This window comes from Nocardioides sp. JS614 (assembly GCF_000015265.1).
Taxonomy (GTDB): domain Bacteria; phylum Actinomycetota; class Actinomycetes; order Propionibacteriales; family Nocardioidaceae; genus Nocardioides.
Genome location: NC_008699.1, coordinates 3,250,423 through 3,268,263, shown reverse-complemented (window position 1 = coordinate 3,268,263; position 17,841 = coordinate 3,250,423). Strand labels below are relative to the sequence as shown.

Sequence of the window (17,841 nt, the reverse complement as noted above, 5' to 3'; positions counted from 1 at the left end):
TGAGCGACTCCAACCGGCCCGCGCAGCCGCCCCGGACGCCGCTCGCGACCGTGGCGGCCTGGGCCGGTGCCGAGCTGCGCGGCAACCCCGCGGGCCTGGAGGTCAGCGGCATCTCGTTGTCCTCGCAACGGATCCGGCCCGGTGACCTCTACGCGGCGCTTCCCGGCAGCCGCGCCCACGGCATCGAGTTCGCCCAGGACGCGCTCGCGGCCGGCGCGGTCGCGGTCTTCACCGACGAGGCGGGAGCCGACCGGGGCCCCGCGGGGGCTCCGCACCTGGTCGTCGACCGGCCCCGCGCCGTGCTCGGCCGGCTCTCGGCGCGCATCTACGGCGAGCCCGCGGCGTCGATGCGGATGGTCGGGGTCACCGGCACCCAGGGCAAGACCACCACGACCCGGCTGCTCGAGGCCGGCCTCCAGCAGGCCGGGGTGCCGGCCGCCGTGGTCGGCACGGTCGGCACCCGGATCGCCGGCGAGGAGGTGCGGTCGTCGCTGACCACGCCCGAGGCGCCCGACCTCCATGCCCTGTTCGCGGTGATGCGCGAGCGCGACGTGCGCGCCTGCGCGATGGAGGTCTCCAGCCACGCACTGGTGATGGGCCGGGTGGACGGGGTCGTGTTCGACGTCGCGGTGTTCTTGAACCTGGGCCGCGACCACCTCGACTTCCACCGCGACCTCGAGGACTACTACGCGGCCAAGGCCTCGCTGTTCACCCCCGAGCGCGCCCGGTTCGCCCTCGTGAACGTCGACGACGCGCACGGCCGCCGGCTGGCCGAGGAGGCCACCGTGCCGGTCCGGACGTTCTCGATGGGCCGGGGAGACGACGCACAGCGGGCCGACTGGCGGGCTGTCGACGTGCGGCTGCGGGCCACCGGCTCGGAGTTCGTCGTCGTCGCCCCCGACGGCCGCCGGATCCCGGCCGGGTGCGCGCTGCCCGGCGACTTCAACGTCGCCAACACGCTCGCGGCCGTGGCGGCCGCGGCCGAGGCCGGCCTGGACCCCGCGGTGGTCGCCGCGGGGATCGCCGCGGCCGGGGGCGTGCCCGGGCGTCTCGAGCGCGTCGACGCCGGTCAGGACTTCCTGGTCGTCGTCGACTACGCCCACAAGCCCGATGCGGTCGAGGCGGCCATCCGGACGCTGCGCCCGCTCACCGAGGGGCGGGTGATCGTCGTCCTCGGCGCCGGCGGCGACCGCGACCCGGGAAAGCGCCCGATCATGGCTGGGATCGCCGCTCGGCTGGCCGATCTGTTGGTGGTGACCGACGACAACCCGCGCACGGAGGACCCGGCCGCGATCCGGGCGGCCATGCTCGCCGGGGTCGTGACCGGTCAGGCGATCGAGGTCGGCGGCCGACGGGCCGCGATCCGCGAGGCGCTGCGCCGGGCCGGACCGGGAGACATCGTGCTGATCGCCGGCAAGGGACACGAGACGGGGCAGGAGGTCGACGGAGTGGTCCATCCCTTCGACGACCGCGAGGTCGTGCGGGAGGAGATCGTCGCGTGCTCGAGATGACACTGGGGAAGATCGCGAAGGTGGTCGGCGGCACGGTCGCCGGCGACCCCGACATCGTCGTCGACGCGCCGGCGTACGTCGACTCCCGCCAGGCCGTGCCGGGCGGACTGTTCGTCGCCGTCGTGGGGGAGCACGTCGACGGCCACGACTACGCCGCCGGCGCCCATGCGGTGCTCGGCAGCCGGCCGACCGAGGCGCCCACGATCGTCGTCCGCGACCCGATCCCCGCACTCGGCAAGCTGGCGGCGTACGTCGTCCGCCGGCTGGACGCCACCGTGCTGGCCGTGACCGGCTCCCAGGGCAAGACCGGCACCAAGGACTATCTCGCGCGGATCCTGTCCGCCGCCGGGTCGACGGTGGCCACCTCCGGCAGCTTCAACAACGAGCTCGGCCTGCCGCTGACCGTGCTGCGCGCTCACCCGGAGACGCGGTACCTCGTGCTGGAGATGGGGGCGCGCCGGATCGGCCACATCAAGCACCTCTGCGAGATCGCGCCCCCGGACGTCGCTGCGGTCCTGAACGTCGGCACCGCCCACATCGGCGAGTTCGGCAGCCGCGACTCGATCGCGTTCGCGAAGGGCGAGATCGTGGCCGCGCTCCAGCCAGAGGGCACCGCGGTGCTGAACGCGGGCGACCCCCTGGTCGCCGAGATGACGTCGCGGACCCGGGCCCGGGTGCTCACCTGGGGGCCGGACGACGCCGACGTGAGCGAGCGCGGCAGCGAGGTCGACGACCTCGGGCGGCCGTCGTTCGAGATCGGGTACGACGACGAGTGGTACCCGGTCCGGCTCCAGCAGTCCGGTCTGCACCAGGCCCAGAACGCGCTCGCCGCCGCGACCATGGCGCTGGCCGTCGGCATCCCGCTCGCGGACATCGCGGCCGGCCTGTCGGCCGCGACCGCGTCCTCGCCGATGCGGATGGAGGTGCACGAGCGCGCCGACGGGCTGATCGTCGTCAACGACGCCTACAACGCCAACCCCGCCTCCGTCGTCGCCGCGCTCGAGTCCCTGGCCGTCATCGGCCGGCGCCGGCACCGCCGTACCGTCGCCGTGCTCGGGGAGATGCTCGAGCTCGGCCGCGAGTCCTTCGACGGGCACGTCCGCGTCGGCCGGGCGGCCGCCCGGCTCGGCACCGACATCGTCGTCGTCGTGGGTGCGGCCGCCGGCGGGATCGTCGAGGGGCTCGAGGCGGTCGCCGCCTGGCGTGGCGATGGCGTCGTGGCGGAGGAGGTCGAAGAGGCCCTCGAGTGGGTACGCGAGAATGTCCTGTCCGGTGACGTGGTCCTGGTCAAGGCGTCGCACGGCGTCGCCTTGTGGGAGGTCGCGGACGCACTGCTCGACACCGACCCGGAGGGAGACCGAACCGAGCCATGAGAGCCATCCTGTTCGGAGGCGGTCTGGCCCTGCTCGTCTCGCTGCTCGGCACCCGGGTCGCGATCAACCAGTTCACGCGGCTGGGCTACGGCCAGGAGATCCGCGACGACGGCCCGACCAGCCACCACACCAAGCGCGGCACGCCGACGATGGGCGGCGTCGTCATCATCCTCGCGACCGTGGTCGGCTACTTCGGCGCGAAGCTGATCACCGGCGACATGCCGACCGCCTCGGCGCTGCTCCTGCTGTTCCTGCTCGTCGGGACCGGCCTGGTCGGCTTCGTCGACGACTTCATCAAGATCTCCAAGCAGCGCAGCCTCGGGCTGCGGAGCAAGGCGAAGATGATCGGGCTCACCGTGGTGGCCCTGGTCTTCGGGATCCTGTCGCTGTCGTCGTGGCTCGAGGACGACCGCGGGCAGTCGCCGGCGTCCCGGCACATCTCCTTCATCCGTGACATCGGCTGGATCACGCTGCCGACCGTCGTCGTCCTGCTGCTGATCTGGCTGATCATCGCGGCCACGTCCAACGGCGTGAACCTCACCGACGGGCTCGACGGGCTCGCCACGGGCGCCAGCGTGATGGTCTTCGGCGCCTACATGTTCGTGAACATCTGGCAGAACAACCAGTGGTGCGGCCAGACCGGCCTCGACCAGCCGAACCTGTGCTACGAGGTCCGCGATCCGCTCGACCTGGCGGTCGTGGCCGCCGCGATCACCGGCGCGTGCTTCGGCTTCCTGTGGTGGAACGCGTCACCCGCCGCGATCTTCATGGGCGACACCGGGTCCCTGGCCCTCGGCGGTGCGCTCGCCGGCCTGGCCATCCTCACCCGCACCGAGCTGCTCCTGATCATCCTCGGCGGGCTGTTCGTGATGGAGACGGTGTCGGTGATGCTGCAGGTCGCCACGTTCAAGGCCACCAAGCGACTGACCGGCACCGGGCGGCGGCTGTTCCGCATCGCGCCGATCCACCACCACTTCGAGATGCTCGGGTGGGAGCAGGTGACCGTGGTGATCCGGTTCTGGATCATCACCGGGATCTGTGTCGCCGCGGGCCTGGGCGTGTTCTACGCGGAATGGGTCGCCGGCATCTGATGGATCTCGATCACCTCGGTCGTCACGACTCCTGGGAAGGGGTCCGCGCCGTCGTCGCCGGCTTCGGCGTCTCCGGCTTCGCGGCCGCCGACAACCTCAACCACCTCGGTGCGAGCGTGACCGCCCTCGACGAGTCCGAGGCCGGCGATCGGCCCGCCAAGGCCGAGCTGCTCGAGGTGCTCGGCGCCGACGTACGCCTCGGGGCCGGCACCACCACGACCCTGCCCGAGGACGTGGACCTGCTGGTCACCTCGCCCGGCTGGAAGCCGAGCGCGCCGCTGCTCGCGCAGGCCCGCGCGCGCAGGATCCCCATCTGGGGCGAGGTCGAGCTGGCCTGGCGGCTGCGCGACCCCGACCACCGCACCCCCTGGCTGTGCGTGACCGGCACGAACGGCAAGACCACCACCGTGCAGATGCTCGACTCGATCCTGCGGGCCGCCGGCCTGCGCAGCATCGCGGTCGGCAACGTCGGCCTCCCGATCGTCGAGGCCGTGATGGACCCCGAGCCGTACGACGTGCTGGCCGTCGAGCTGTCCAGCTTCCAGCTGCACTACACCGACTCGATGAGCGCCGAGGCGGCCGCGGTGCTCAACGTCGCCGAGGACCACCTGGACTGGTACTCCTCCTTCGGGGCCTATGCCGCCGACAAGGGCCGGATCTACGAGCGGGCCCAGAAGGCCTGCGTCTACAACGTCGCCGACCCCGAGACCGAGCGGCTGGTCCGCGAGGCCGACGTGGTCGAGGGCGCCCGCGCCGTCGGGTTCACCCTCGGCATGCCCGGCGTCGGCATGGTGGGCCTGGTCGAGGACATCCTGGCCGACCGGGCCTTCATCGAGCAGCGCGACACCAGCGCCGCGGAGCTGTGCACGATCTCCGACCTGGCCCTGCACTCGCCGGGCGGTGCGGCGCCCCACAACATCGCCAACGCGCTCGCCGCCGCCGCCCTGGCCCGCGCCCACGGCGTCTCCCAGGGCGCGGTCCGCGACGGGCTGCGCGCCTTCCGCCCCGACCGGCACCGGATCGCCGTCGTCGGCGCGGCCGGCGGCGTGACCTGGGTCGACGACTCCAAGGCCACCAACCCGCATGCCGCCCAGTCCTCGCTGCTGGCCTACGAGCCGGTGGTGTGGATCGCCGGCGGGCTCGCCAAGGGGGCCCACTTCGACGACCTGGTGCGCGCCGTGCGCGACCGGCTGCGCGGCGTGGTGCTGCTCGGCCGCGACCGGGACGTCATCGCGGGGGCGCTTTCGCGACACGCGCCGGATGTGCCCGTCATCGTCGTCGAGGACGACGAGACTGAGGGCGATCACGGTGGACGTGCCATGGAGCGCGTAGTCGGAGCGGCGGCCGAGTTGGCCCGACCCGGCGACACGGTCCTGCTGGCACCCGGCTGCGCCTCCATGGACATGTTCACCAACTACGCCGAGCGCGGCGACGCGTTCGCCGACGCCGTACGACGCAGGCTGTAGGCCGACCGCACGCAGACCGGACCCGACGGGAGGGGGTGGGGCATGACGACCGCGAACCCCCTGGACCCCGTCGAGCGGGCGCGGCCGGTCGGCCGGCGCTCGGTGGGTGGCTGGTACGCCGCCGTCCGGCATGCGCTGGACCGCCCGCTGACCGCCTACTACCTGCTGCTCGGCGCGTCCGCGCTGCTGCTGACCATCGGGCTGATCATGGTCCTCAGCGCCTCGAGCGTGTACTCCTACGAGAAGAACGGCAGCTCCTACGCCGTCGTCGAGCGCCAGCTGCTCTGGGTGCTGATCGGCATCCCGTGCGCCTGGATCGCCTCCCGGTTGCCGCACTCCGTCCTGCGCCGGTTCGCCTGGCTGGCGCTGATCGTGTCGATCGTGCTGCTCGCGCTGACCCAGCTGGGCCTGGGCCGCACCGTCAACGGCAACACCAACTGGCTCGGGGTCGGGCCGTTCGTGGTCCAGCCCGCGGAGATCGCGAAGCTCTCGATCGTGCTGTGGGCGGCGCACGTGTACGCGCTGAAGGAGAAGCGGCTGCGGAGCCTGCACGAGGTCTTCGTGCCGGTGGTGCCCGGCATGCTCGTGGTGGTCGGCCTGGTCGTCCTCGGCCACGACCTCGGCACCGCGCTGGTGCTGATGGCGATCCTGCTCGCGATGCTGTGGGTGGTGGGCGCGCCCGGCCGCCTGTTCTCCGTCTCGCTGACCGTGATCGGCGTCGTCGCCATCTGGCTGGCCTCGACCAGCCCCGAGCGGCGCGAGCGGCTGACGAACTTCGCCGACCCGTTCAAGGACTTCCACAACGCCGGCTGGCAGCCCGCCCACGGCCTGTACGCGCTCTCGCACGGCGGCGTGTTCGGGCAGGGCCTCGGCGCCAGCCAGCAGAAGTGGGGCAACCTGCCCGAGGCACACACCGACTTCATCTTCGCGGTGCTCGGCGAGGAGCTCGGCCTGGTCGGCACCCTGCTGGTGATCGCGCTGTTCCTCACGATCGCGTACGCCGCGATCCGGGTCGCCGCGCACACGCAGGACGCGTTCGTGCGCTACACGACGTTCGGCATCGTCGTGTGGCTGCTCGGCCAGATGATCATCAACGTCGGCATGGTGCTCGCGCTGCTGCCGGTCATCGGCATCCCGCTGCCGCTGGTGTCCTACGGCGGCTCGGCGCTGGTGCCGTCCTTGGTCGCGCTCGGCCTGCTCATCGGGTTCGCGCGCCGCGAGCCGGAGGCCGCCCGCGCCCTGGCCCAGCGCAAGAAGGCCCGCTCCGCCGGGCTCTCCGCGGGTCGGCTCTCCTAGGCTGGTGCCGATGCGCGTTCTCCTCGCCGGCGGCGGCACCGCCGGCCACACCTCGCCCCTGCTCGCGACCGCCGACGCCCTGCGCCGCCTCGAGCCCGACGTCGAGATCACCTGTCTCGGGACGCCCCGCGGCCTGGAGAACAAGGTGGTCCCCGAGGCGGGCTACCCGCTCGAGCTGATCCCGCCGGTGCCGCTGCCGCGCCGGCCCGGCGCCGACCTGCTCAAGGTCCCGTTCCGGCTGCGGGCGGCGGTCCGGGCGACGCATGCCGTGCTCGACCGGGTCCGGCCCGACGTGGTCGTCGGCTACGGCGGCTACGTCTCCATGCCGGCGTACGTCGCGACCCGCAAGCGGGGGATCCCGCTGGTCGTCCACGAGCAGAACACCGTGCCCGGGCTGGCCAACCGCGCAGGCGCGCGGTTCGCGCAGCGGGTCGCGGTGAGCTTCCCGGACACGCCGTTGCGCAACGCCGAGTACGTCGGGCTCCCCATCCGTCCGATGATCTCCGGCCTGGACCGCGCGGCCCGGCGGGCCGAGGCGCGGGCCTTCTTCGGGCTCGACCCCGACCGCCCCACGCTGCTGGTCACCGGCGGCTCCCAGGGTGCCCGCCGGCTCAACCAGGCGGTCTCGGCCGCCGCGGGGGCGCTCGCCGCCACCGGTGTCCAGGTGCTGCACGCCCAGGGCAAGCACGGCGGCGCCGACCCGCAGCCGGGTGCCGAGGAGACCGGCGTCCCCTACGTCGTCGTGGAGTACATCGACCGGATGGACCTCGCCTACGCCGCGGCCGACCTGGTGATCTGCCGGGCCGGCGCCAACAGCGTGACCGAGGCGGCAGCCGTCGGCCTGCCCGCGGTCTTCGTGCCGCTGCCGATCGGCAACGGCGAGCAGGAACGCAACGCGCGGCCGGTGATCGACGCCGGCGGCGGGATCCTCGTCAAGGACGCCGACCTCACCACCGACTGGGTGGTCGGCACCGTCCCGCCCCTCGTCGCCGACGCCGAGCGGCTGGCCGCGATGGGTGCCGCCGCGGCCGCGCTGATCCCGCGCGACGCCGACGAGCGGCTGGCCCGGATCGTGCTCGAGCTCGGCCTCGGATCGTCCGCCCGATGAGGCTGCCCGTCCCCGACCAGGTGCTGCCCGCCGACCGGCTCGGACGGGTGCACTTCGTCGGCATCGGTGGCGCCGGCCTGTCCGGCATCGCCCGGATCATGCTGGCCCGCGGCATCACCGTCAGCGGCAGCGATGGCACCGACTCCCCGACGCTGACGGCCCTGCGCGAGCTGGGCGCCCGGGTGCACCTGGGCCACGACGCCGCCCACGTCCACGACGTCGACACCCTGGTCGTCTCGACCGCGGTGCGCGAGGACAACCCGGAGTACGTCGAGGCCGTGCGCCAGGGCCTGCGCGTGCTGCCGCGATCGGCCGCGCTGGCCGCCGTGATGGCCGGGCGGCGCGTGGTCGCCGTCGCCGGCACGCACGGCAAGACCACCACGACCTCCCTGCTCACGGTCGCGCTGCAGGCCGCCGGCGCGGACCCGACGTACGCCATCGGCGGTGACCTGGCTGCGACCGGTGTCAACGCCGCCGAGGGCACCGGCGACCTGTTCGTCGCCGAGGCCGACGAGAGCGACGGAGCCTTCCTGCACTACTCGCCGTACGCCGCCGTGGTCACCAACATCGAGGCCGACCACCTCGACCAGTGGGGCACGCCGGAGGCCTACGCCGCGGCGTTCGACGAGTTCGCCGACACCCTCGCGCCGGACGGCTTCCTGGTCTGCGTGGCCGACGATCCCGGTGCCGCGGCGCTCGCCGAGCGGCACCGCGCGGCCGGGCGGCGGGTGGTGACCGTCTCCGCCCGCGACGCCGGCGCCCTGGACGGCGTGACCCTCTGGTCGCCGGGGGAGCACTACCTCGCCGACGCGCTGGCCGCGCTCGCCGCCGGCGTCGAGCTCGGGTACGCCGCCGCCGACCTGGCCCGCGGGCTCGCGTCGTACACCGGGACCAAGCGGCGGATGGAGCGCAAGGGCGAGGCCGGGGGGGTGCGTGTCTACGACAGCTACGCCCACCACCCGACCGAGATCGCGGGGGACCTGCAGGCGGCCCGCGCCGTCGCCGGGTCCGGCCGGGTCGTCGTCGCCTTCCAGCCGCACCTGGTCTCCCGGACCCGGATCTTCGGCACCGCGATGGGCCGGGCGCTCGGGGCGGCCGACGAGGTCGTGGTGCTCGACGTCTACCTCGCCCGCGAGGATCCCGACCCCGAGGTCACCGGCGCGCTGGTCGCCGGTGCGGTGCCGCTACCCGCGGAGCGGGTCGCCTACGTCGCCGACTTCGACGCGGTGGCGGCGGAGCTGGTCGCCCGGGCCCGGCCCGGCGACCTGGTCCTGACCTTGGGCGCCGGAACCGTCACGGCGATCGGGCCCCGGGTGCTGGGGCTGCTGGATGGCTAGCCGGATGCCTGGGCGCGACCCGGCCGACCGCAGCCGCCGGCGGTTCGCGCGCCGGCAGTGGGCGCGGCGCTGGCTGGCGTGGCGGTACGTCGTCGCCGTGCTCGTGCTGGTCGCGATCGTCGGCGGCGGCAGCTGGCTCGTGTACTTCTCCAGCTGGCTGTCGGTGAAGGGGGTCGAGGTGCAGGGGGTCGGCCTGCTCAGCGCCACTCAGGTCCGCCAGGCCGCGGCGGTGCCCCAGGGCGAGGCGCTCGCGCGCGTCGACCTGGACCGGGTCCGCGCGCGGGTCGAGGCGCTGGCCGCCGTACGCTCCGCCGACGTCTCGCGCCAGTGGCCCGACCAGGTGCTGATCGACGTGGAGGAGCGGGTGGCGGTGGCCGTGGTCGAGATCGGCGGCCGGTTGCAGGGGATGGACGCCGACGGCGTCGTGTTCCGCGACTATGCCCAGGCGCCGCCCGAGCTGCCCCGGGTCGAGACCGGCGCCACCACCGGGAGCGAGGCGCTGCGCGAGGCCGCGCTCGTCGTCGCGGCCCTGCCCGCGGACCTGCGGGCCAAGGTCGACCACGTGGAGGCGTCCACGATCGACGAGATCTCGCTGCAGCTGCGCGACGGGCGGACCGTGGAGTGGGGGAGTGCGGAGGACTCCGAGCTCAAGGCCGAGGTGATCGCCGACCTGCTGGTGGCCCGGAAGGCGCAGCACTACGACGTGAGCGTGCCCGGCCAGCCGACCACCAGCGGCTGACGTCGGCCCCGGGAACTCTGGCCCTCCTGCTGCGAACCCACAGCGAGGTCGGTTTCCCCGGTGAACCGGGGAAACCGGAACTGTTGGCCCGAAACTTCGGCCGAGAAGTTCCGGGATTGGGCCAACACTTTCGTCGGACGCTCGCCGTGCACTGGGCGTGTCGCCACGGAATCGGCGGTCGCGCTCCCTATCGTCGTGACCACGGCGAGGTTGACATAACTATAACCCTCAGCCTGAGGGTAAGAGTTCCGACATACCGAGCCGACTCAGACCAGATCAGCGTCATCAGCGTCACCAGCACAGACATCCGCACCCGAGCAGCGAGAGGCGAACCCGCCGTGGCAGCAGCGCAGAACTACCTGGCCATCATCAAGGTCGTGGGCATCGGTGGTGGTGGTGTCAACGCCGTCAACCGGATGATCGAGGTCGGCCTCAAGGGCGTCGAGTTCATCGCGATCAACACCGACGCCCAGGCGCTCCTGATGAGCGACGCCGACGTCAAGCTCGACATCGGCCGTGAGCTGACCCGTGGCCTCGGTGCGGGCGCCAACCCCGAGGTCGGGGCCCGGGCCGCCGAGGATCACGCCGACGAGATCGAGGAGGTCCTCAAGGGCGCCGACATGGTCTTCGTCACCGCAGGCGAGGGCGGCGGCACCGGCACCGGCGGCGCGCCCGTCGTGGCCCGGATCGCCCGCTCGCTCGGCGCGCTGACGATCGGTGTCGTCACCCGGCCGTTCGCGTTCGAGGGCCGGCGCCGCGCCAACTCCGCCGAGGAGGGCATCGCGGGCCTGCGCGAGGAGGTCGACACGCTGATCGTGATCCCGAACGACCGGCTGCTCTCGATCAGCGACCGCAACGTCTCGGTCCTCGACGCCTTCAAGCAGGCCGACCAGGTCCTGCTCCAGGGCGTCTCCGGCATCACCGACCTGATCACGACACCGGGCCTGATCAACCTCGACTTCGCCGACGTCAAGTCCGTGATGTCGAACGCCGGCTCGGCGCTGATGGGCATCGGGTCGGCCCGGGGCGAGGACCGGTCCGTGGCCGCCGCGGAGATGGCCGTCTCCAGCCCGCTGCTCGAGGCCAGCATCGACGGGGCGCACGGCGTGCTGCTCTCGATCGCGGGCGGCTCCGACCTCGGCCTGTTCGAGATCAACGAGGCCGCGGCGCTGGTCGCCGAGGCCGTGCACGCCGAGGCCAACATCATCTTCGGCGCGACCATCGACGACGCCCTCGGTGACGAGGTCCGGGTGACGGTCATCGCTGCCGGGTTCGACGGCGGGATGCCGAAGCGGACCGGCGAGGGCACGGTCCTGCGGCGCGAGCCCAAGCAGGCTCCGGCCCCGCAGCAGACCCAGCAGGAGACCCGGGCCGCGGCCCAGGCCATCGCCGCCGGGTCGGATGATGCGGACAAGGAGAAGGTGGCGGCCGGCGCCCAGTCGCGGCCCCAGGGCGGCACCACCCCGGACGCGGCGACCCGGCCCGCGCCCCGGCAGGTGCAGTTCGACGACGACGACCTGGACATCCCCGACTTCCTGAAGTGACCTTCCTCTACCGCGACACCGTGTCCTGGGGGCCGGTGGGGACGGTGTCGGTCGGGTTCACCGAGCGGCGCCTCGACCTCGGCGACCGCGCGGCGCCTGCCGTGCGCGAGGCCGGGCTCGCCGAGGTGGCCGCCGCGACCGGGGCGACGCCGTACCTCATGCACCAGGTGCACGGTGCCGAGGTGCTGCTGGTCGAGGACTGGCGCTCGCCGACCTGGGACCCGCAGGTCGACGCGCTGCTCACGGCCGAGCCGGGGCGGGCGCTGCTGACCCGGGCCGCCGACTGCGTGCCGGTGCTGCTGGCGGCCGACACCGGTCTGATCGGTGCCGTGCACGCGGGACGGGAGGGCGTACGCCGCGGGGTCGTCACGGCCGCGCTGGAGCGGCTCCGGGCACTGGGCGCCGGCCAGGTGCGGGCCTGGGTGGGCCCGCACATCTGCGGTGCCTGCTACGAGGTCCCCGAGGAGCTGCGCGAGGAGGTCGCGGCCGCCGTCCCGGCGACCCGCGCCACCACGAGCTGGGGCACGCCCGCGCTCGACCTCGGCGCCGGCGTCCGGGACCAGCTGGACGCGGCCGGATGCTCGGTCGTCGAGGTGGGCGGCTGCACCCGCGAGCTCCCCGCCCTGCACTCCCACCGCCGCGACGGGGCAGCCGCGGGCCGGCTGGCCGGCGTGGTCTGGAGGGCGGCATGAGCAACGAGCGCCGCGACCAGCTCGCCGCCAACCTCGAGACCGTCCGCGACCGGATCGCCGCGGCCTGCGCCGACGCGGGTCGCGACCCCGCCGACGTCCGGCTCGTGGTCGTCACCAAGTTCTTCCCCGCCTCCGACGTGCGGCTGCTCGCCGAGCTGGGTGTCACCGACGTCGGCGAGAACCGCCACCAGGAGGCCGAGTCGAAGGCCGCCGAGTGCGCCGACCTCGGCCTGCGTTGGCACTTCATCGGCGGCCTGCAGAGCAACAAGGCCGCCGCAGTCGCCGAGTACGCCGACGTCGTCGAGTCGGTGGACCGGCTCAAGCTCGTCGGCCCGCTCGGCCGCGGCGCGCAACGGCGCGACGTGCCGGTCGAGGTGCTGCTCCAGGTCAGCCTCGACCCCCCCGGCGCCGAGGGCCGCTCCGGCGCGGACCCGGCCGACCTGCCCGCGCTGGCGGGCGCGGTCGAGCAGGCCGCGGGGCTGCGGCTGCGAGGCCTGATGGCCGTCGCGCCCCTCGGGGAGGACCCGGCCGCGGCGTTCGCCCGACTGGCCGACCTCCGCCGCGACTTCCTGCTCGAGCGGCCCGACGCGACCTGGCTCTCGGCCGGCATGAGCGCGGACCTCGAGGACGCCGTGCGCGTCGGCGCGACACACGTGCGGATCGGCTCCGCGGTCCTCGGATCGAGACCGCGGTTCAAGTAGTGTCCACAACACCAAGAATGCGTCCCGCCGGGGCGCGGAGTTCCGGAGGCGAACAGTCATGAGCGGCGCGATGCGCAGGATCGGCGAGTACCTCGGCCTGCTCGAGGACACCGGCCGGTACGACGACGAGTACGGCGACTACGCCGGGGACTACGAGACCCAGGAGACCGCTCCGGTCGCCACGCGCTCGTCGAAGCGGGAGAGCCGTCCGGCGCCCGTGTCCGACCTGTCCGAGCGCCGTCGTCCGGCGTCCGGCCCGACCGGAGTGGTGGCCGAGCTGTCCCGCATCACGACCCTGCACCCGAGCACCTACAACGAGGCGCGCACCGTCGGGGAGAACTTCCGCGACGGCACGCCGGTGATCATGAACCTCTCCGAGATGGACGATGCCGACGCCAAGCGCCTCGTCGACTTCGCGGCTGGCCTGGTGTTTGCGACCCGTGGCACCATCGAGCGCATCACGAACAAGGTCTTCCTGCTCTCACCGCCGAACGTCTCGGTGGCTGCCGAGGACAAGCAGCGCATCGCTGAGGGCGGATTCTTCAACCAGAGCTGAGGGCAGCACGTGCACGTGGTCGGGTCGATCATCGAGATCGTCCTCTGGGTCTTCATCGCCCTGCTCTGGATCCGGTTCGTCGTGGACTGGGTGCAGATCTTCGCCCGGTCCTGGGTGCCGCGGGGTCCGATGCTGCTGGTCCTGGAGGCCGTCTACTCCACCACCGACCCGCCGATCAAGGCGTTGCGCCGGGTGATCCCGCCGCTGCGGATCGGGAGCATCTCGCTCGACCTGAGCTTCCTGATCGTGATGATCACTGCCTACGTGCTCCTCCAGATCAACCGGGAGATCATGCTCTGATGGACCCGGTACGCCGCGCGGAAGTGGTCCCGGGCAGTGCGCCGGGCCCGGGAGCAGGCGCTATTGTTCGACGGACAGTTTCTTTGACGATCAATGAATGGGTGAGGTCATGCCGCTGACGCCTGAGGACGTGAGCAACAAGCGCTTTACTCCCGTCCGGCTCCGTGAGGGCTACGACATGGGTGAGGTCGACCAGTTCCTCGACGAGGTGGAGGCCGAGCTGGCGCGGCTCACGAAGGAGAACGACGACCTCCGGTCGAAGCTGGCCACGGCGCAGGGCTCCGGAGGCGCCACCGAGACCGCGCCCCAGCCGCGCGTCGAGGAGCGGGCGCCCGAGCCCGAGCCCGAGCCGGTCGCCGCGCCCACCCCCGTGGTCGCCGCGAGCCCGGTCGAGACGATCCGGGTCGAGACCGTCCCCGAGGCGTCCAACGCCGCGGCCCGCCTGCTCGAGATCGCCACCCGCAACGCCGACGAGCTCGTCGAGGACGCGAAGAACGAGGCCGACAAGATCGTCGGCGAGGCCCGCACCAAGGCGGAGCGCCTGGAGTCCGAGGCGAAGACCAAGTCCGACCGGATGGAGTCCGACGCGCGCACCCGCGCCCAGATGCTCGACTCCGAGACCGCCGAGCGTCGCCGTCAGATGTTCGGCGACCTGGAGAAGGAGCGCGACAAGCTCAACGGCGAGGTCGAGAACCTCCGCTCCTTCGAGCGCGAGTACCGGTCCCGCCTCAAGAGCTACTTCACCCAGCAGCTCGAGGCGCTCAGCGGTGGCACCGAGGCCCCGATGTCCTCGGGCGACGAGGCCCCCGCGCCCAAGCGGCTGCGCTCCATCCTCGGTGAGGACGAGACCTGAGCCACGCTCCGCGACACCGTCGTACCACTGCGGCCGGCCCCCTGGGGGCCGGCCGCAGTGGCGTTCCCGGGGCATCGCGGTGTGCCGCATTGGAGGCGTTGGGGATCACCGGCTACCCTCCACGCACACCTGTGGGTCCGACCCCACAGCCGCCGAGGCCCGAGGAGGCCCGACCATGGCTCGCACCACGAGGAAGTCGCTCGCCGGACACGCGGCCTCTGCCGCCCGCAAGGTGATGCCGCGCCGGCCGGCGAAGAAGGCTGCGACCGAGTCGACTCCGGGAGCCACGACGGCGAAGAAGAACGGCACGGCGGCGAAGGCGGCGCCCGCCAAGAAGGCGGCGCCCGCGAAGAAGGCCGCGCCCGCGAAGAAGGCGGCACCCGCGAAGAAGGCCGCGCCCGCGAAGAAGGCGGCACCCGCGAAGAAGGCCGCGCCCGCGAAGAAGGCGGCACCCGCGAAGAAGGCGGCACCCGCGAAGAAGGCGGCACCCGCGAAGAAGGCGGCACCCGCCAAGAAGGCGGCACCCGCCAAGAAGGCGGCACCCGCCAAGAAAGCGGCACCCGCCAAGAAGGCGACGCCCGCCAAGAAGGCGGCACCCGCCAAGAAGGCGGCACCGGCGAAGAAGGTGTCGCCCAGCGCACTCGTGGTCAAGGAGGGCGAGGCCGCCTGGACCAAGGCCGAGCTCAAGGAGGTGCTCGACGAGCTGCACGAACAGCGCGAGCACAGCCAGCGGATCATCGAGGCCCAGGAAGCCGAGCTCGACGGCCTGATGCGCGACTCCGGTGACGGAGCCGGTCAGGACCAGGCGGACCTCGGGGCGACCAGCTTCGAGCGCGACCACGAGCTGACCGTCCTCAACAGCGAGCGGGACAAGCTGGCCCAGATCGAGCGGGCCCTGGCGCGCATCGACGACGGCACGTACGGCGTGTGCGAGTCCTGCGGCAACCCGATCGGCAAGATGCGGCTCATGGCGTTCCCGCGTGCCACACTGTGCATGACATGCAAGCAGCGCGAGGAACGTCGCTGACCGGCGACCAGTCTGATCCGGCCCGGCCCCGACCGACCCGACCGCGACGGCACCGCCTGCTGGCCGTCTACGCCGCGGTCGCGCTCACGGCGTACGCCGTCGACGTCGGCTCGAAGATCCTCGCCGTCGACCGGCTGAGCGGGCGCCCCGACGTCCAGCTCGTCGGTGACCTGTTCCAGCTCCACCTGGTGCGCAACCCCGGGGCGGCCTTCAGCACCGGTACCGCCTACACCGAGGTCCTCAGCGTGGTCGCGATCATCGCGGTCCTGGTGCTGCTCTATCTCGCCCGCCGGATCGGGACCGTCGGCTGGGCGGTCTCGCTGGGCCTGCTGCTCGCCGGGGTCGCCGGCAACCTCACCGACCGGCTGGTGCGCTCGCCCGGCCCGCTGCGCGGGCACGTCATCGACTTCTTCATGCTGCCGCACTGGCCGGTGTTCAACGTGGCGGACATCTGCATCGACGTGGCAGCGGTGCTCATCCTCGTGCAGGTCTACCGCGGCGTCCGGCTCGACGGCACCCGGACGGCCCGCGAGAGCACGCGGCCGGAGGGGCCGGAGGCGCCGGAGTGAGCCGCGACGCCGACCATCGGGTGCTCTCGGTGCCCGAGGGCCTCGCGGGGGAGCGGGTCGACGCGGCCCTGGCGCGGATGTTCGGCCTCTCGCGCACCCGCGGCGCCGAGCTGATCGCCGCCGGGAACGTGCTCGTCGACGGAGCGCCGGTCGGCAAGAGCGACCGGGTGCTGCCGGGCTCGACCGTGGCCGTGACCATCCCCGTCGAGGCCGACCCGCTCGCGGTCGTCCCCGAGGTCGTCGAGGGGATCAAGATCCTGCACGACGACGACGACATCGTGGTGATCGACAAGCCCGTCGGCGTCGCCGTGCACCCCTCGCCGGGCTGGTCCGGCCCCACCGTGGTCGGCCACCTTGCCGGCGCCGGCTTCCGCATCTCCACCAGCGGCGCCCCCGAACGGCAGGGGATCGTCCAGCGCTTGGACGTCGGAACCTCGGGCGTGATGGTGATCTGCAAGTCCGAGCACGCCTACTCGGTGCTCAAGAACGCGTTCCGGCGCCGCACCGTCGACAAGGTCTACCACGCGCTGGTGCAGGGCCACCCGGACCCGCTCGAGGGCACCATCGACGCTCCGATCGGGCGGCACCCCAAGGCCGACTACAAGTTCGCGGTGATGGCCGACGGGCGGCACAGCGTCACGCACTACGAGACGCTCGAGGCGCACCGGTTCGCCAGCCTGTTGGAGATCCACCTCGAGACCGGCCGCACCCACCAGATCCGGGTGCACATGGCGGCGCTCAAGCACCCGTGTGTCGGTGACCCCACGTACGGCGCCGACCCCAGCCTGGCGCGCCGGGTCGGGTTGGAGCGGCAGTGGCTGCACGCCGTACGCCTCGGCTTCGAGCATCCCGAGACCGGCAAGCAGGTCGAGTACGAGTCGGAGTACCCGGAGGACCTCGCGCACGCGCTCGAGGTGATCCGCGATGCGCACTAGCGACCTGCTGCTCCGGCCGGCCGGGCCGGAGGACGCCGAGGCGATCGCCGACCTCTACACCGCCGCCCGGGTCGCGGCCGTCCCGCAGATGCCGCCGGCGTCGCACACGAACGCCGAGGACCGGGACTGGATGGCGGCCCAGCTGGCCAAGGACGACCACGAGGCCTGGGTCGCGACGCTCCCGCACGGGCGGCTCGTCGGGTATGTGCTGATGTCGCCGGTCTGGCTGGACCACCTGTTCATCGACCCGGAGCTGCGTGGCAGCGGCATCGGCTCGGTGCTGCTCGATCTCGTGAAGTCGCTGCGCCCGGACGGCTTCTCGCTGTGGGTGTTCGAGAGCAACACCGGCGCCCGCCGCTTCTACGCGCGACACGGCCTGGTCGAGCTCGAGCGCACCGACGGCTCGGGCAACGAGGAGAAGGCCCCCGACATCCGGATGGCCTGGCCGGGCGCGGACCCGCTCGGCTTCTATCGCGGTCTGATCGACGAGGTCGACGAGCAGCTCGGCGACCTGCTGGCCCGCCGCACCGCGCTCACCCGGGCGGTCCAGGCCCACAAGACGGACCGGTCCCGCGACGCGGCCCGTGAGCGTGCGATCGCCGAGGCGATGGCCGGGCGTGCGCCCGAGCTCGGCGTCGCACGGCTGGAGCGGATCGTGCACGCGATCATCACCGAGAGCATGGACGCGGCCACCGAGGGGTGAATCCCGGACTGTCGGCGGCGGGTGCCAACATCGAGGCCTG

At 72.9% G+C, this 17,841-nt stretch carries 18 protein-coding genes; all 18 read left to right on the top strand.

What is annotated here, in order from left to right; translation table 11 throughout:
* Positions 1 to 50: 50 nt before the first annotated feature.
* The 18 genes from NOCA_RS17030 (at position 51) to NOCA_RS26600 (ending at position 17,801) form a co-directional block, all read left to right on the top strand.
* Complete coding sequence (locus tag NOCA_RS17030; RefSeq protein WP_337998998.1) at positions 51 to 1,511, top strand: UDP-N-acetylmuramoyl-L-alanyl-D-glutamate--2,6-diaminopimelate ligase; 1,461 nt, start codon at positions 51 to 53, stop codon at positions 1,509 to 1,511.
* Positions 1,508 to 2,884 (top strand): UDP-N-acetylmuramoyl-tripeptide--D-alanyl-D-alanine ligase, encoded by a 1,377-nt coding sequence (locus tag NOCA_RS17025; RefSeq protein ID WP_337998997.1) that lies wholly within the window; start codon positions 1,508 to 1,510, stop codon positions 2,882 to 2,884. Before NOCA_RS17030 ends, NOCA_RS17025 begins: the two co-directional genes overlap by 4 nt.
* Entirely contained in the window at positions 2,881 to 3,975 is a 1,095-nt protein-coding gene (mraY, locus tag NOCA_RS17020; protein WP_011756502.1) for a phospho-N-acetylmuramoyl-pentapeptide-transferase, read from the top strand. Before NOCA_RS17025 ends, mraY begins: the two co-directional genes overlap by 4 nt.
* On the top strand, positions 3,975 to 5,441 hold the full coding sequence (murD, locus tag NOCA_RS17015) for a UDP-N-acetylmuramoyl-L-alanine--D-glutamate ligase (protein ID WP_011756501.1): 1,467 nt from the start codon (positions 3,975 to 3,977) through the stop codon (positions 5,439 to 5,441). Before mraY ends, murD begins: the two co-directional genes overlap by 1 nt.
* Positions 5,442 to 5,483: 42 nt before the next feature.
* Entirely contained in the window at positions 5,484 to 6,737 is a 1,254-nt protein-coding gene (ftsW, locus tag NOCA_RS17010; protein WP_011756500.1) for a putative lipid II flippase FtsW, read from the top strand.
* A gap of 10 nt (positions 6,738 to 6,747) precedes the next feature.
* A complete protein-coding gene (gene murG, locus NOCA_RS17005; RefSeq protein ID WP_011756499.1) occupies positions 6,748 to 7,845 on the top strand; it encodes an undecaprenyldiphospho-muramoylpentapeptide beta-N-acetylglucosaminyltransferase in 1,098 nt (365 codons plus the stop codon).
* Positions 7,842 to 9,182, top strand: a complete 1,341-nt coding sequence (locus NOCA_RS17000) for a UDP-N-acetylmuramate--L-alanine ligase (protein WP_011756498.1) — start codon at positions 7,842 to 7,844, stop codon at positions 9,180 to 9,182. The genes murG and NOCA_RS17000 overlap by 4 nt, the downstream gene beginning before the upstream one ends.
* Before the next feature lie 4 nt (positions 9,183 to 9,186).
* A complete protein-coding gene (locus NOCA_RS16995) occupies positions 9,187 to 9,921 on the top strand; it encodes a cell division protein FtsQ/DivIB (RefSeq protein WP_238383364.1) in 735 nt (244 codons plus the stop codon).
* A 338-nt stretch (positions 9,922 to 10,259) separates the two neighbouring features.
* On the top strand, positions 10,260 to 11,465 hold the full coding sequence (ftsZ, locus tag NOCA_RS16990) for a cell division protein FtsZ (RefSeq protein ID WP_011756496.1): 1,206 nt from the start codon (positions 10,260 to 10,262) through the stop codon (positions 11,463 to 11,465).
* Entirely contained in the window at positions 11,462 to 12,157 is a 696-nt protein-coding gene (locus NOCA_RS16985; protein WP_011756495.1) for a polyphenol oxidase family protein, read from the top strand. The genes ftsZ and NOCA_RS16985 overlap by 4 nt, the downstream gene beginning before the upstream one ends.
* Entirely contained in the window at positions 12,154 to 12,858 is a 705-nt protein-coding gene (locus NOCA_RS16980; RefSeq protein WP_011756494.1) for a YggS family pyridoxal phosphate-dependent enzyme, read from the top strand. Before NOCA_RS16985 ends, NOCA_RS16980 begins: the two co-directional genes overlap by 4 nt.
* 58 nt (positions 12,859 to 12,916) lie before the next feature.
* Complete coding sequence (locus NOCA_RS16975) at positions 12,917 to 13,414, top strand: cell division protein SepF (RefSeq protein ID WP_011756493.1); 498 nt, start codon at positions 12,917 to 12,919, stop codon at positions 13,412 to 13,414.
* A gap of 9 nt (positions 13,415 to 13,423) precedes the next feature.
* The gene (locus NOCA_RS16970; RefSeq protein ID WP_011756492.1) at positions 13,424 to 13,714 is read left to right on the top strand and encodes a YggT family protein; all 291 of its coding nucleotides are present in this window, start codon (positions 13,424 to 13,426) and stop codon (positions 13,712 to 13,714) included.
* Positions 13,715 to 13,811: 97 nt separating this feature from the next.
* Entirely contained in the window at positions 13,812 to 14,567 is a 756-nt protein-coding gene (locus NOCA_RS16965; RefSeq protein ID WP_140404000.1) for a DivIVA domain-containing protein, read from the top strand.
* A 175-nt stretch (positions 14,568 to 14,742) separates the two neighbouring features.
* Complete coding sequence (locus NOCA_RS28485) at positions 14,743 to 15,594, top strand: TraR/DksA family transcriptional regulator (protein WP_011756490.1); 852 nt, start codon at positions 14,743 to 14,745, stop codon at positions 15,592 to 15,594.
* A complete protein-coding gene (lspA, locus tag NOCA_RS16950; RefSeq protein WP_011756489.1) occupies positions 15,567 to 16,163 on the top strand; it encodes a signal peptidase II in 597 nt (198 codons plus the stop codon). The genes NOCA_RS28485 and lspA overlap by 28 nt, the downstream gene beginning before the upstream one ends.
* Positions 16,160 to 17,098 carry an RluA family pseudouridine synthase gene (locus tag NOCA_RS16945; protein WP_011756488.1) on the top strand — a complete coding sequence of 313 codons (939 nt, stop codon included), beginning with the start codon at positions 16,160 to 16,162 and terminating at the stop codon, positions 17,096 to 17,098. The genes lspA and NOCA_RS16945 overlap by 4 nt, the downstream gene beginning before the upstream one ends.
* The gene (locus NOCA_RS26600; RefSeq protein WP_011756487.1) at positions 17,088 to 17,801 is read left to right on the top strand and encodes a GNAT family N-acetyltransferase; all 714 of its coding nucleotides are present in this window, start codon (positions 17,088 to 17,090) and stop codon (positions 17,799 to 17,801) included. The genes NOCA_RS16945 and NOCA_RS26600 overlap by 11 nt, the downstream gene beginning before the upstream one ends.
* Positions 17,802 to 17,841: the final 40 nt, after the last annotated feature.

What these genes read in the sequence shown, in the direction of transcription:
- murG (WP_011756499.1), top strand. Translation starts at nt 6,748, where the DNA reads ATGCGCGTTCTCCTCGCCGGCGGCGGCACCGCCGGCCACACCTCGCCC.
- NOCA_RS28485 (WP_011756490.1), top strand. Translation starts at nt 14,743, where the DNA reads ATGGCTCGCACCACGAGGAAGTCGCTCGCCGGACACGCGGCCTCTGCC.
- NOCA_RS16980 (WP_011756494.1), top strand. Translation starts at nt 12,154, where the DNA reads ATGAGCAACGAGCGCCGCGACCAGCTCGCCGCCAACCTCGAGACCGTC.
- ftsW (WP_011756500.1), top strand. Translation starts at nt 5,484, where the DNA reads ATGACGACCGCGAACCCCCTGGACCCCGTCGAGCGGGCGCGGCCGGTC.
- NOCA_RS17025 (WP_337998997.1), top strand. Translation starts at nt 1,508, where the DNA reads ATGACACTGGGGAAGATCGCGAAGGTGGTCGGCGGCACGGTCGCCGGC.
- NOCA_RS16965 (WP_140404000.1), top strand. Translation starts at nt 13,812, where the DNA reads ATGGGTGAGGTCATGCCGCTGACGCCTGAGGACGTGAGCAACAAGCGC.
- NOCA_RS16975 (WP_011756493.1), top strand. Translation starts at nt 12,917, where the DNA reads ATGAGCGGCGCGATGCGCAGGATCGGCGAGTACCTCGGCCTGCTCGAG.
- lspA (WP_011756489.1), top strand. Translation starts at nt 15,567, where the DNA reads ATGCAAGCAGCGCGAGGAACGTCGCTGACCGGCGACCAGTCTGATCCG.
- murD (WP_011756501.1), top strand. Translation starts at nt 3,975, where the DNA reads ATGGATCTCGATCACCTCGGTCGTCACGACTCCTGGGAAGGGGTCCGC.
- NOCA_RS17000 (WP_011756498.1), top strand. Translation starts at nt 7,842, where the DNA reads ATGAGGCTGCCCGTCCCCGACCAGGTGCTGCCCGCCGACCGGCTCGGA.
- mraY (WP_011756502.1), top strand. Translation starts at nt 2,881, where the DNA reads ATGAGAGCCATCCTGTTCGGAGGCGGTCTGGCCCTGCTCGTCTCGCTG.
- NOCA_RS26600 (WP_011756487.1), top strand. Translation starts at nt 17,088, where the DNA reads ATGCGCACTAGCGACCTGCTGCTCCGGCCGGCCGGGCCGGAGGACGCC.
- NOCA_RS16995 (WP_238383364.1), top strand. Translation starts at nt 9,187, where the DNA reads ATGCCTGGGCGCGACCCGGCCGACCGCAGCCGCCGGCGGTTCGCGCGC.